Source organism: Mycobacterium sp. DL, from assembly GCF_039729195.1.
GTDB lineage: Bacteria > Actinomycetota > Actinomycetes > Mycobacteriales > Mycobacteriaceae > Mycobacterium > Mycobacterium hippocampi_A.
The window spans coordinates 2,902,891-2,915,699 of sequence record NZ_CP155796.1 but is presented as its reverse complement, the minus strand read 5'-3'; the positions used below and the strand labels follow the sequence as shown (position 1 = coordinate 2,915,699).

Below are 12,809 nucleotides of genomic sequence, written 5' to 3'. Positions count from 1 at the left end.
CAAGGATTCGCGGCCACGCTGGGATTCGTGACTGTGCCGGATGCTCTGCGCCACCACCTGTCGCTCATGCACGGGTGGCTTCCCACCGCGGTGCAGATCCTCGCCGCCGTCGCTCTGCTCACCGCCATCGGGTGGCGGACCCGCCGCTGGCGTTCGGTCTGGCTGCCATGGTCGGTGCTCCTCGGCGGCGGCCTCGCCGTGGCCGCCTACTGCTACGTCCAGTCGGCGGGCGTGGCCGACGACACCAATCCGGCGCCGGCCACGCTGTGGATCTGGATAGCGCTCTGCGGGGTGGCCTTCGGCGTGCTGGTCTCGGGTTGGAGTGGCGCGCAGTGGTGGCGGCGGACGGCGTCGATACTGGCGCTGCCACTCGCGGCACTGGCCGCCGCACTGGCGCTGAACCTCTGGGTCGGATACTTCCCCACCGTGCAGACCGCATGGAGTCAGCTCACCGCGGGACCACTGCCCGACCAGACGGATCAGGTCACCCTCGCCGCGATGCAGCGGCAACACCGGGTGCCGATCAAAGGCAGCCTGGTGGCCGTCGACATCCCCGCCACCGCCTCGGGCTTCACCCATCGTCAGGAGTTCGTCTACCTGCCGCCCGCATGGTTCGCGAGCGATCCCCCGCCCGCACTGCCGACGGTGATGATGATCGGCGGCGAGTTCAACACCCCCGAAGACTGGCTGCGCGCCGGCGGAGCCGTAAAAGCGATCGACGACTTCGCGGCGGCGCACGACGGCAACGCTCCGGTGTTCGTGTTCGCCGATCCCGGTGGAACATTCGACAACGACACCGAGTGCGTGAACGGACCGCGCGGCAACTCCGCCGATCACCTCACCAAAGACGTTGTGCCGTTCGTCGAGTCGACGTTCGGGGTCAGCACGGACAGCGCCCACTGGGGTGTGGTCGGCTGGTCGATGGGCGGCACCTGCGCTGTGGATCTGACCGTCATGCATCCCGAGATGTTCGGCGCGTTCGAGGACATCGCCGGGGATGCCGCGCCGAACTCGGGCACCAAGCAGGAGACCATCAGCCGGCTGTTCGGAGGCAGCACCGCTGCTTACGACTCGTTCGACCCCGCGACCGTCATCAGCCGGCACGGGCAGTACCGAGGGGTGGCGGGGTGGTTCGATGCGAACGAGTCGTCGGCCCCCGACGCGAAACCCAACGACCAGGCACGGGCAGCCAGTGCGTTGTGCGGACTGGGGAGCAGATCGGGAATCGACTGCGCGGTCGTGACCCAGCCCGGAAACCACGACTGGCCCTTCGCTTCCAACGCGTTCGCCACCGCACTACCGTGGCTCGCCAGCGCCGTCGGGACGCCGGGGGTGCCGCACGTCGACCTGCCCGCGGCGAACAACCCCTCGGAGTAGCGTGATTCCCATGCCGGACGAATCCAGCACCGAACCCGAACTCGCTCCTGCCGAACCCGTGGACACCGGCTACTCCGCCAGCGGTGTGCCGACGTTCGACTCGGTGCGCGAGAAGATCGAGACGCGAATCGCGACCTCGATCGGATCTGCGGAGCTCGCCGCGGAGTCACCGGAGGGTCGCAGCGTGGAGGAGCAGTACGACGCCCGCCAGAAGGCGGCGGCCGAGCGACTCGCGCAGATTCGCGAGTCCATGCGAACCCACCACGACGACGCTCAGTAGTTCGGTCGGCGCTGTCGGTGGCTGCCGGTACGGTTTGCCGCGATGAGGTCATTCACTGTCGAAGAGCGGCGGTCCCGTCTGGCCAGGCGCCACCAGTTGGCGGACGGGTTGACGACGGTGGCGGCCGACGCATTGGCCGGCAGGTTGGTCGGGATGCACGCCACGGACCCGGCGACGCCGTACCTGTCGCTGTGGGCGCGGATCCCGGGGTGTTCGGTGGCAGCGGTTCACGCGGCACTGTACGAGGACCGGACGTTGGTCAAGCACCTGGCGATGCGGCGCACCCTGTGGGTGGTGCGCCCGTCTGATCTCCCGTCGATCCAATCGGCTGCCAGCGATCGGGTGGCCGCCACCGAGCACCGTCGATTGGTCGCCGATGCCGAGCGCGCGGGTGTGGCCGCCGACGGGACGGCCTGGGTGCAGACCGCGTGCCGCGCGGTGATCGACCACCTGGGTCGGACCGGGCCATGCTCCGCCAGGCAGTTGCGCGAGGCGCTGTCTGAGCTGACCGGGACCTACGACGCCGCTCCAGGAAAGAGTTGGGGCGGCGAAAGCCATTTGGCACCAAGGGTGTTGACGCTGCTCTCGGCCCGCGGCGAGATCGTCCGCGGGCCGAACGACGGCGGGTGGAACACATCGCGGCCCCGTTGGGTGACCGCCGGCAACTGGCTTGCCCCCGCGGACTCGATCGCACCGGAGACGGCTCGCGCCGAGCTCGTGCGCCGGTGGCTCCATGCGTTCGGTCCTGCCACGGTCACCGACATCAAATGGTGGTTCGGCAACACCCTGGGCTGGGCGCGTCAGGCGTTGCAGGACATCGACGCTGTCGAGGTGGACATGCACGGAACGCCCGGCTACGTCCTGCCGGGCGACGAGGAACCCGAGCCTGCGGCGTCTGCGTGGTGCGCGCTGTTACCTGGGCTGGACGTCACGACCATGGGTTGGTACGACCGCGACTGGTATGTCGGCCCGCACCGAGACCAGGTCTTCGATCGCAACGGCAATGCCGGTCCGACGGTGTGGGTCGACGGTCGGGTGGTCGGCGCCTGGAGCCAGGATGCCGAGGGCCGTGTGCAGCTTGTGCTACTCGAAGACGTCGGCCGCCGGGCCGAGAAGGCGCTGTCGGCGCGCGCCGACGAGCTGACCGGGTGGCTCGACGGTGTGCGCGTCAGCCCGCGGTTTCCGTCGCCGGCGACAAGGCGGACGTAGTCAGGCTTCGTTGCAGCAGGATCGTGTCCAGCCATCGGCCGTGCTTGAACCCGACCGCAGTGAGGCGGCCGGCGTCGACGAAGCCGCGACGGCGATGAAGCGTGAGCGACGCCTCCGCCTCCGCGTCCACGATGACGGCGATCACCTGCCTGATCCCCACCCGCAGGCACGCGCTCAGCACGGCGTCCAGGAGCCGGCCACCGATACCTTGGCCGACGGCGTGAGGTGCGACGTAGATCGAGTTCTCCACGGTGTGCCGATAGGCCGGCCGCGTCTTCCACGGCGCGCAGTAGGCGTACCCGACCACCTCGCCATCGAGAACCGCTGTCAGATAGGGCAATCCGACAGACATGATCGTGTCGAACCTACGCAGCAACTCGTCCCGGTCCGGGGCGACGAGCTCGAACGTCGCGACGCCGGTCTGCACGTACCGGGCGTAGATCGCGCCGATCGCGTCGAGGTCGTCCGGTGTGGTCGGCCGTACCGTCACGGCGCCGGGCACTGTCGAAGCCGCTCAGGCGCTGACCTTGCGGCGGGCTTTGCGCGGTTTCGGCCGCGCCACACCCAATGCCTCCGCGAGGAAGTGGCCCGTGTAGCTGTCGACGTTGTCCGCGACGTCCTCCGGGGTGCCCGAGGCGACCAACGTGCCGCCGCCCGAGCCTCCGTCGGGACCCATGTCGATGATCCAGTCCGAGGTCTTGATCACGTCCAGGTTGTGCTCGATCACGATGACGGTATTGCCTTTGTCCACAAGGCCGTTGATCACCATCAACAGTTTGCGGATGTCTTCGAAATGCAATCCGGTGGTCGGCTCGTCGAGGATGTAAATCGTGCGACCGGTCGAGCGCTTCTGCAGTTCGGACGCCAGCTTGACGCGCTGCGCCTCACCACCGGACAGGGTCGGTGCCGGCTGGCCCAGCCGGACGTACCCGAGCCCGACGTCGACCAGCGTCTGCAGGTAGCGGTGGATCGACGTGATCGGTGCGAAGAACTCGGCTGCCTCCTCGATGGACATGTCGAGCACCTCGGCGATGGTCTTGCCCTTGTAGTGCACCTCGAGGGTTTCGCGGTTGTAGCGCGCGCCCTGGCAGACCTCGCACGGCACATACACATCCGGAAGGAAGTTCATCTCGATCTTGATCGTGCCGTCACCGGAGCACGCCTCGCACCGGCCGCCCTTGACGTTGAAGGAGAACCGGCCGGGCTGATAGCCACGGACCTTGGCTTCGGTGGTCGCGGCGAACAGGGTGCGGATCTTGTCGAACACCCCGGTGTAGGTCGCCGGATTCGACCGCGGCGTCCTGCCGATGGGCGACTGATCGACCCGGACCAGCTTGTCGAGTTGGTCGACGCCGTTGACCCGGGTGTGGCGCCCCGGAACCTGACGGGCGCCGTTGAGTTTGTTCGCCAGCACCGATGCCAGGATGTCGTTGACCAGTGTCGACTTGCCCGAACCGGAGACGCCGGTCACGGCGGTCAGCAGTCCGAGCGGAAACGAGACGTCGATCTCGCGCAGGTTGTGCTCGCGCGCGCCCACCACCGTGAGCTGACGCTTCTTGTCGGCGACGCGGCGCAGCAGGGGCACCTCGATCTGCTCTTTGCCCGAGAGATATGCGCCGGTGATCGAATCCGGATTCTTCAGGAGGTCGGCATAGGTGCCGCTGTGAACGATCTGGCCACCGTGTTCGCCTGCGGCAGGGCCGATGTCGACTACCCAGTCTGCGTGGGCGATGGTGTCGAGATCGTGTTCGACGACGATGAGGGTGTTGCCGAGATCGCGTAGCCGCACCAGCGTGTCGATCAACCGGCGGTTGTCGCGCTGGTGCAGCCCGATCGACGGTTCATCGAGCACGTAGAGGACACCGACCAGGCCGGACCCGATCTGGGTCGCGAGCCTGATGCGTTGCGCCTCACCACCGGACAGCGTTCCGGCCGCACGGGACAGCGACAGGTACTCGAGCCCGACATCGAGCAGGAATCCGAGCCGCGACTGGATCTCTTTGAGGACCTGCCCGGCGATCGCCTGCTCCCGGCTACCCAGGGTGAGCGCATTGAGGAACTCCGCACACTCGGCGATCGACAGCGCGGAGACCTGCGCGATGGACTTCGGCCCGAAACTGCCCGCGGTCATCGTGACCGCCAGGATCTCCGGCTTGAGTCGGGTGCCGTCACATTCGGGACAGGGCACGTCGCGCATGAAACCCTCGAGACGCTCCTTGGTCTGCTCGGAGTCCGTCTGCTCCATCCGACGGTGCAGGAAGGCCATCACGCCTTCGAAGTCCGCGTAGTAGGACCGCGTCCTGCCGTAACGGTTCTTGTACCGCACGTGTACCTGCTCGTCGCAACCTTCGAGAATCGCCTTGCGCGCCTTGGCGGGAAGCTTCTTCCACGGGGTGTCGACGTCGAACCCCAATTGGTCACCCAGCCCGGACAGCATCCGGGTGAAGTACTCCGAGGTGTGCCCCATGGACCAGGGTGCGATGGCGCCTTCCGCCAGCGTCAGATCGGGGTCGGGCACCACGAGGTCGGGGTCGACCTCCTTCTTGATGCCCAGGCCGACACACTCCGGGCAGGCACCGTAGGGCGAGTTGAACGAGAACGACCGCGGCTCGAGATCGTCGACGGCCAGTGGGTGGCCGTTGGGGCAGGCGAGCTTCTCGGAGAATCGCTGCTCGCGGTGCGGATGGTCGTCGTCCCGATCGACGAACTCCAGGACCAGGATGCCGTCGGCGAGGTTCAGCGCTGTCTCCACCGAATCGGTGAGCCGCTGCTTGGAGCTCGCCTTGACGGTCAGGCGGTCCACGACCACCTCGATGTCGTGCTTCTCCTGCTTCTTCAGCTTCGGCGGGTCGGTCAGGGAGTGCACCACCCCGTCGACACGCACCCTGCTGTAGCCCTGGGTGTTGAGCTTCTCGAACAGATCGACGAACTCGCCCTTGCGGGTGCGGACCACCGGGGCGAGGACCTGGAATCGCAGGCCCTCGTCCATGGCGAGAACCTGGTCGACGATCTGCTGGGGCGTCTGGCGGGCGATCCGCTCTCCGCACACCGGGCAGTGCGGCGTCCCGGCCCTGGCATAGAGCAGACGCAGGTAGTCGTAGACCTCGGTGATGGTGCCCACGGTCGAGCGCGGGTTGCGGTTGGTGGACTTCTGGTCGATGGACACCGCGGGTGAGAGCCCCTCGATGAAGTCGACGTCGGGTTTGTCCATCTGCCCGAGGAACTGGCGCGCGTACGCCGACAACGACTCCACGTACCTCCGCTGGCCCTCAGCGAAGATCGTGTCGAACGCCAGCGACGACTTACCGGAGCCCGAGAGCCCGGTGAACACGATCATCGCGTCGCGCGGCAGGTCGAGGTCGACACCCCGCAGATTGTGCTCACGGGCACCCTTGACGATCAGGCGGTCAGCCAACGATGTCCCTTTCGAGTTCTTTCTGACGACACTCACGGAAGTCCAGCTTCGTGCGACAGACGCAGTACAGGCCCATGCTAAGTGCGCCCCCTGACAAGTTTGATCGACGGTCGCGTTACCACCCGGTCGCCGGTCAGTAACGTGGGTCACCATGACCGACGTCGAGGACAACTACACAGGTCACGTCGAACCCCGCGCAGCGGCTCGACGAACCCTTCCGGGTGCGTCGATCGTGAAGGTGTCCGTCGGACCTATGGACAACAACGCCTACCTCGTGACCTGTTCCCGGACCGGCGAGACTCTACTCATCGACGCGGCAAATGACTCCGCGGTGCTTCTGGATCTGATCGAGCAGTGCGCGCCGAAGCTGTCGCTGATCGTGACCAGCCACCAGCACCAGGACCATTGGATGGCGCTCTCGGAGGTCGCCGCCGCCACCGGCGCCCCCACCGCGGCCCACCGACTCGACGCCGGACCGCTGCCGGTGACCCCCGATCAGCTGCTGGCGGGCGGCGACACCATCAACGTCGGCGACCTGCGATTCGAGGTGATCCACCTGCGCGGCCACACGCCGGGCTCCGTAGCGCTCGCGTTGAGCGGACCGCCCACCGGAGACACGGTGCAGTTGTTCAGCGGTGACTGCCTGTTCCCCGGTGGTGTGGGCAAGACCTGGAAAGACGGCGACTTCGAACAACTCCTGGGTGATGTGTCCAGCCGGGTTTTCGACGTCTTCGCAGATCAGACAGTCGTGTATCCGGGGCACGGCGACGACACGACGCTCGGGACCGAACGCCCGCATCTGGGCGAATGGCGCGAGCGCGGTTGGTGACACAGGAGGTACGGGAAAAGAAGATGAGCAGCGATCAGTTCGACAAGGCGCAGAGCGGCGCCGGGTTCATCGCGGCGCTGGATCAGAGCGGCGGCAGCACGCCCAAGGCGTTGACGCTCTACGGCATCGCCGAGGACGCGTACTCCGACGATGCACAGATGTTCGACCTGGTGCACGAGATGCGGACCCGCATCATCACCAGTCCGAGTTTCGACGGCGATCGCATCCTCGGAGCGATCCTTTTCGAAGACACCATGGACCGCGAGATCGATGGGCGATCCACCCCGGACTATCTGTGGAATGTCCGGCAGATCGTGCCATTCCTCAAGGTCGACAAGGGCTTGGCCGACGAGCGGGACGGCGCTCAGCTCATGAAGCCGATCCCCAACCTCGACGAGCTGCTGTCACGGGCGCGTGACAAAGGTGTCTTCGGTACCAAGATGCGGTCCGTCATCAAGCTGCCGGGCGCCGGACTTAGCGCCGTCGTCGACCAGCAGTTCGCGATCGGTCGCCAGATTCTGGCCGCCGGCCTGATCCCGATCATCGAACCCGAGATCGACATCCACAGCCCGGAGAAGAGCAAAGCCGAGGAACAGCTCAAGAGTGCGCTGCTCGACGGCGTCGACAGTCTCGACGACGGTCAGTTCGTCATGCTGAAGCTCACACTCCCCGATGTCGACGATCTGTACCGGGAGCTTGTCGACCACCCCAAGGTGCTGCGTGTGGTGGCCTTGTCGGGCGGTTACGGACGCGACGAGGCCTGCGCGAAGCTCGCCAGGAACCACGGAGTGATCGCCAGCTTCTCGCGAGCACTCACCGAGGGGCTGACCGCACAGCAGAGCGACGACGAATTCAATGCGGCACTGGACACTGCGATCGGGAGCATCGCGAAGGCATCCCGCACGTGACAGCGGTGAACCCGGGCCGGCACCGTGCCGGCCCGGGTTCACCGGAACGTCTGCTCAGATCAGGACGTGTGCACGATCAACACGTCGGACTTGGATCGCCGTGCGACGTTCGCCGGGACCGAGCCGAGAAGCCGACCGGCGATCGTGCTCAAGCCGACGTTGCCGACGACGAGCAGATCTGCGCCCACTTCCTCGGCAAGATCGACGAGCGCATCCACGGGCGCCCCGACGACGGCCTTCTCCTCGATGTTCTCGGCACCGGCGGCCTTCGCCCGGTCCCGCGCCTCACGCAGGATCGCGTAGATCGGGGCATTACCCGACATCTTGTAGCCCTCGTCCTTGAGCACGTCAGCGGCACGCTGATCCTCGCTCTGCGGGAAGTACGCGGTCGCGACGATCACCTTCGCGTTGGCCCCGGCCGCGATCTGACCGGCGCGGTCGACGGCACGCAACGACGAATCCGACCCGTCCGTACCAACCACCACGGTTTGATAGGCGCCCATCGTTATCCTCCCAATGTCAGCTGCAACGCCACAGACCCTAACCCGGTATCCGGCGAACATGGGTGCGAATCACCACACCGGGATCGTATTAGCCCAGGATCAGGCCCCTGAGCACCGTCAACGTCACCATTCGCACTGCGACGTGACCCCGGGTACATCCCCCGGGCTCCGGTGATGCGGCCGTCAATTGCGCACTGCAACAACGGGATCATCACCCTTGCCCGCGACGGATCGGCCGTCCGACCTCCGGCCGCGCAGCGCTGTGCGAGAGCCGGTGTTCGGCCGACCATGCGGTTCCCCGCAGACGAGATCCTGCGGCACCGGCAGGGAGGCCGGCAACAGAGGTGGTCCCGGCTGCGCATCACCGAGCGGTGGAGCGGCGGGAACCGGAGTTGCGGGCGGGACCGGCACTTCCGCGATCATGGGAATCGGCACCGGACCCGGTTCCTCCAGTGCAGTCGCGCCGTGGACGACGTCGGCGACGGGTGCCGACGCGATTCGGCGAAAACTACTGTTGCACAACGCTGTTCAACGCGTTTGCCGCGTTGTTCAGAGGATCGCGATCACCCGGGGGCTGCGCCGCCGGGCCCTCACGCGTCCTTGTTGAGCACCCTGCGCGCGACGAACGTCGCTGCCTCGTTGACCATTCCGTTCCACGGGTAGGAGTAGTGGGCGAAATAGTTGAGGCCTCGGGAACAGTAGGGGTCGCCGTTGGCGCACAGGTCGATGCTCTTGTCCCCGTATTGAGGGCTTATCTCAGTGAGTGGACCGAGCAGCGGTTGGTCGCGCGCCGGGTTGGCGAACACCGCCACCGCGACAACGTGATTGACCATGGCGTCCGGCAGCGGCGCGGGTGTGAAGAACCAGATCTTGCGATTGCCGATGGTGATCAGGTCGATCACACCCGAACCCTGTGACATGCCGCCGAGCACGATCTTGGTGTCCGGGCAGACCTCCGCCACGTACTGCACATGCTTGTTGGCGTCCACTGCACCCGCCGAGGTCGACTTCGAGAAGTTCCAACTGGCCGGGTAATTGACCGCGTAGGTCGAGATCTTCTTTCCCAGCAGCTTCCATTTCAGCGAATCGATGAACGCCTTGCCGACGAAACCGACACCCGGCCGGTCGCTCGTTCCGCGGGCGAACACCACCTCGACGTCAGGGCACGAGTCTGCCGCTGCAACGGGTGCGCTCACCGTGGAGACGGCCAGAACTGAGGTCGTCACCACCGCAGCACTGAGCAAACGAACCACCTGGCATCTGCGCACCCGACAACGCTGACACATTCCAGCAAATGTGCACCCACAGGCGACGCAACGGTGATCGAACGGTTGCCGATTTGTGTTGCAACAGAACCGACACCGGCGTCAACGCCACGGATAATGCCTAACGCGCGACCTCTCGACTGTCGACGGAATCCAGCGGCGCGTCCCTGGTTTCACGCATGACCAGAATCGCTGTGAAGGTCAGGGAAGCGGCGATGAACAGGTACAGACCCACCCACCCGACGCCGTACTGCGTCGCCAGCCAGGTGGCGATGAACGGTGCCACGGCGGCACCGAGAATGCTCGCGACGTTGTAGGAGATTCCCGAACCTGTGTAGCGCACATTGGTCGGGAACAGTTCGGGCAACACAGCGCTCATCGGCGCAAAGGTGAAGCCCATCAGCGTCATCCCGATGATCAGGAAGATCAGCATGGTGCCATACGACGTGGTGCCGGAGCCCAGCAGCGGGCCGAACAACGCGCCGTAGGCCATGATGCCCGCAGTGACGACCAACAGCAGACGGCGGCGGCCGACACGATCGGCGAGCCACCCGGACAGCGGCAGCGTTCCGGCGAAGAACAACACGGCGATCAACTGCAGTTGCAGGAAGTCGACATAGCCGAAGCCGAGGCCGGTGCCATCCGGTGGTCGCTTCCCGGTACCGAAGCTCAGCGCCCACGTGGTCACGATGTAGAACATCGTGTAGGTCGCCAGCATCACGAAGGTGCCGATGATCAACTGACGCCAGCTGGAACGGAAGACCTGTGCCAGCGGGCTCTTCACTTTCTCTCCCCGGGCCACGGCGCGGCTGAACACCGGCGTCTCCATGATGCGCAGCCGCACATACAGACCGATGGCCACCATCACTGCGCTCAACAGGAACGGGATCCGCCAGCCCCAGGTCATGAACGCCCCGTCCAGATCGGGCTCCGCCGTGCGGTGCCCGAGCCAGAAGATGAGCACCAGGAACAGGCCGTTGGCCAGTAGGAAGCCGAAGGGCGCCCCGAGTTGCGGCCACATCGCGGCCCAGCCGCGTTTGCCGGGCCTGGCGGTCTCCGTGGCCAGCAGAGCTGCCCCACTCCATTCACCACCGAGTGCCAGGCCTTGTGAAAAGCGCAGGACGGCCAGGAGCGCAGGCGCGGCGACCCCGATCTGGGCGTAGGTCGGCAACAACCCGATGGCGAACGTCGCAATGCCCATCAACAGCAGCGATCCGACCAGCGTCGCCTTGCGTCCCACCCGGTCGCCGAAGTGACCGAACACGACCGAGCCGACCGGGCGCGCGACGAAGGCGAGACCGAAGGTGGCCAGCGAGGCCAGCAGCGCGGTCGTGGAATCGCTCTTGGGGAAGAAGAGATGCGGGAAGACCGTCACCGCTGCGGTGGCGTAGATGTAGAAGTCGTAGAACTCGATGGTGGTCCCCACCATCGACGCGACCACGATCCGTCGACGGGGAACCCCGTCGACCACATCGCCTTCGGTGACGTCACTACTCATCGTTGCGCCTCTCGCCTCGAATTCGGCAAAGGCACATCATGCCAGCGAGTGCCAGTGACGGGATTCGAACCCGCTATCCGGGAGTCGACACGGGGCTTCGGCCGCTACTTGTCGACGCCACCACAGCCAGCGCCGCGAGCACGCCGAAGGACAGGAAGAGCCAGCGCGCGGCGGTCGCATCACCGACGTCGGTGAGATTGACCACCACCCCGGCGAGAGCGGCCCCGAACGCCGCGGAGATCACTTGCACGGTGTTGATGGCGGCAGCGGCGGCCGGGCCTTCCGCAGGGTCGTCCACCTTGCTCATCGCCCACGCCGAAAGGTGCGGCCACGCGATTCCGATGCCCACGCCGGTGATCACCAGACCCGCCGCCCACAGCGCGACCAGACCGACTGACGCGTTCTCATGCTGGGTCAGCGCGCTGATCACCAGGCCGACCGCCATCACCACCGGCGCCACCGCGACGGTGCGGATGATCACCCGGTGACGGCTCAGGGATGCACTGCTGATCTCAGCGACGGTCCACCCGACCGCCAGGCCCGCGGCGAGGAACCCCGCCGCCAACGGTGTCAGGTGGGCAAGCCGCTGACCGAACAACGGCACGTACATGTCGACCATGGTGGCGGCCATCAGCACACCCAGCGTCGCGTAGATCCACTTCAACGGGCCCCTGCCGAACGCGCTGGGGGGCAACACCGAAGCGGTCAGCCGACGATCGACGACCACGAACAGCACCACCAGTCCGAGGCCCGCGGCCACCAGGAGGGCGGTCGCCCGACGGTCGTGCGGGATGCTCGCGACACTGACCAGCAGCGCGGCCGCGCCGAGGATGAGCAGTGACCACACCGGGATACGGATCGGGCCGGCAGGTGCCGACTCCGCGGTGTCACGGCGACTCGGCAGAGCGATCGGCACCAACGCCGACATCGCCGTGGTCATCACCACGAGGACACCGAATGCCCATCGCCACGAACCATATTGGGCGAACAGCCCGCCGGCGGTGGGCCCCACAAGCGTCCCGACACCCCACATCGCCGACACCAGGGCGGAAGCCTTCGTCCACAGCCAACTGGGCAGCGCGGTGTTGATCACCGCGTATCCCAGCCCGGCGAGCAGGCCTCCGGCCGCGCCCTGCACGGTGCGGCCGACCAGCAGCACCTCCATGCTCGGCGCGAGAGCACAGACCACACTCCCCACACCGAAAACGCTCAGGCCCAACTGATACGACCACCGCGGCCCGAGACGCATCAGGACCGAGTGCACCGTCGTCGCGGCCATCACCGACCCCACGAGGTACACCGTGGTCACCCAGGCGTAGAACCGCTGACCGCCGATGTCGGCGACCGCGCTGGGCATCAGGCTGATGGTCAGGAACTCGTTGGTCGCATAGAGCGCGACCCCACCGGCGAGCACCGCTGCGGCCCCGACATTGCGGGGACCGAGAAGCTCACGCCAGGTTCCGCCGGCAAGGTCCGCTGTGTCGGTCACGCACCAAACCGTAGGACCTCAACAGCGGTTGAGATC

11 protein-coding genes are annotated in these 12,809 nt (G+C 66.4%); 5 read left to right on the top strand and 6 right to left on the bottom strand.

Features of this window, described 5'->3' with window-relative positions:
• Positions 1–66: 66 nt before the first annotated feature.
• Genes ABDC78_RS13980 through ABDC78_RS13970 form a run of 3 tightly spaced genes read left to right on the top strand, consistent with a single transcriptional unit; the run spans position 67 to position 2,866 of the window.
• On the top strand, positions 67–1,377 hold the full coding sequence (locus ABDC78_RS13980; RefSeq protein WP_178359336.1) for an alpha/beta hydrolase-fold protein: 1,311 nt from the start codon (positions 67–69) through the stop codon (positions 1,375–1,377).
• Positions 1,378–1,387: 10 nt separating this feature from the next.
• The gene (locus ABDC78_RS13975) at positions 1,388–1,657 is read left to right on the top strand and encodes a hypothetical protein (protein ID WP_178359284.1); all 270 of its coding nucleotides are present in this window, start codon (positions 1,388–1,390) and stop codon (positions 1,655–1,657) included.
• 42 nt (positions 1,658–1,699) lie between these two features.
• Complete coding sequence (locus ABDC78_RS13970) at positions 1,700–2,866, top strand: winged helix DNA-binding domain-containing protein (RefSeq protein WP_178359283.1); 1,167 nt, start codon at positions 1,700–1,702, stop codon at positions 2,864–2,866.
• Here the strand turns inward: ABDC78_RS13970 and ABDC78_RS13965 are convergent.
• A complete protein-coding gene (locus ABDC78_RS13965; protein ID WP_347133459.1) occupies positions 2,826–3,356 on the bottom strand; it encodes an N-acetyltransferase family protein in 531 nt (176 codons plus the stop codon). The two genes, ABDC78_RS13970 and ABDC78_RS13965, sit on opposite strands and share 41 nt — an antisense overlap.
• A 24-nt stretch (positions 3,357–3,380) precedes the next feature.
• Positions 3,381–6,281 carry an excinuclease ABC subunit UvrA gene (gene uvrA / locus ABDC78_RS13960; protein WP_178359335.1) on the bottom strand — a complete coding sequence of 967 codons (2,901 nt, stop codon included), beginning with the start codon at positions 6,279–6,281 and terminating at the stop codon, positions 3,381–3,383.
• Positions 6,282–6,432: 151 nt separating this feature from the next.
• Here uvrA and ABDC78_RS13955 point away from each other — a divergent pair, with 151 nt between their 5' ends.
• Both ABDC78_RS13955 and ABDC78_RS13950 read left to right on the top strand, forming a co-directional pair.
• Entirely contained in the window at positions 6,433–7,110 is a 678-nt protein-coding gene (locus ABDC78_RS13955) for an MBL fold metallo-hydrolase (protein WP_178359281.1), read from the top strand.
• A gap of 23 nt (positions 7,111–7,133) precedes the next feature.
• Positions 7,134–8,018 carry a fructose bisphosphate aldolase gene (locus ABDC78_RS13950; protein ID WP_178359280.1) on the top strand — a complete coding sequence of 295 codons (885 nt, stop codon included), beginning with the start codon at positions 7,134–7,136 and terminating at the stop codon, positions 8,016–8,018.
• A 59-nt stretch (positions 8,019–8,077) separates the two neighbouring features.
• On the opposite strand, the gene ABDC78_RS13945 is transcribed toward ABDC78_RS13950, so the two are convergent.
• The 4 genes from ABDC78_RS13945 to ABDC78_RS13930 form a co-directional block, all read right to left on the bottom strand.
• Entirely contained in the window at positions 8,078–8,521 is a 444-nt protein-coding gene (locus ABDC78_RS13945) for a universal stress protein (protein WP_178359279.1), read from the bottom strand.
• A 590-nt stretch (positions 8,522–9,111) separates the two neighbouring features.
• Complete coding sequence (locus ABDC78_RS13940) at positions 9,112–9,750, bottom strand: cutinase family protein (RefSeq protein ID WP_347133509.1); 639 nt, start codon at positions 9,748–9,750, stop codon at positions 9,112–9,114.
• A gap of 157 nt (positions 9,751–9,907) precedes the next feature.
• Positions 9,908–11,284 (bottom strand): MFS transporter, encoded by a 1,377-nt coding sequence (locus ABDC78_RS13935; RefSeq protein ID WP_178359277.1) that lies wholly within the window; start codon positions 11,282–11,284, stop codon positions 9,908–9,910.
• 73 nt (positions 11,285–11,357) lie between these two features.
• The gene (locus ABDC78_RS13930; RefSeq protein ID WP_178359276.1) at positions 11,358–12,773 is read right to left on the bottom strand and encodes an MFS transporter; all 1,416 of its coding nucleotides are present in this window, start codon (positions 12,771–12,773) and stop codon (positions 11,358–11,360) included.
• Positions 12,774–12,809: the final 36 nt, after the last annotated feature.

Bases quoted from the DNA above. Each gene is read 5' to 3' on its own strand.
- ABDC78_RS13980 (WP_178359336.1), top strand. From the start codon at position 67: ATGCACGGGTGGCTTCCCACCGCGGTGCAGATCCTCGCCGCCGTCGCT.
- ABDC78_RS13975 (WP_178359284.1), top strand. From the start codon at position 1,388: ATGCCGGACGAATCCAGCACCGAACCCGAACTCGCTCCTGCCGAACCC.
- ABDC78_RS13970 (WP_178359283.1), top strand. From the start codon at position 1,700: ATGAGGTCATTCACTGTCGAAGAGCGGCGGTCCCGTCTGGCCAGGCGC.
- ABDC78_RS13955 (WP_178359281.1), top strand. From the start codon at position 6,433: ATGACCGACGTCGAGGACAACTACACAGGTCACGTCGAACCCCGCGCA.
- ABDC78_RS13950 (WP_178359280.1), top strand. From the start codon at position 7,134: ATGAGCAGCGATCAGTTCGACAAGGCGCAGAGCGGCGCCGGGTTCATC.
- ABDC78_RS13945 (WP_178359279.1), bottom strand. From the start codon at position 8,521: ATGGGCGCCTATCAAACCGTGGTGGTTGGTACGGACGGGTCGGATTCG.
- ABDC78_RS13935 (WP_178359277.1), bottom strand. From the start codon at position 11,284: ATGAGTAGTGACGTCACCGAAGGCGATGTGGTCGACGGGGTTCCCCGT.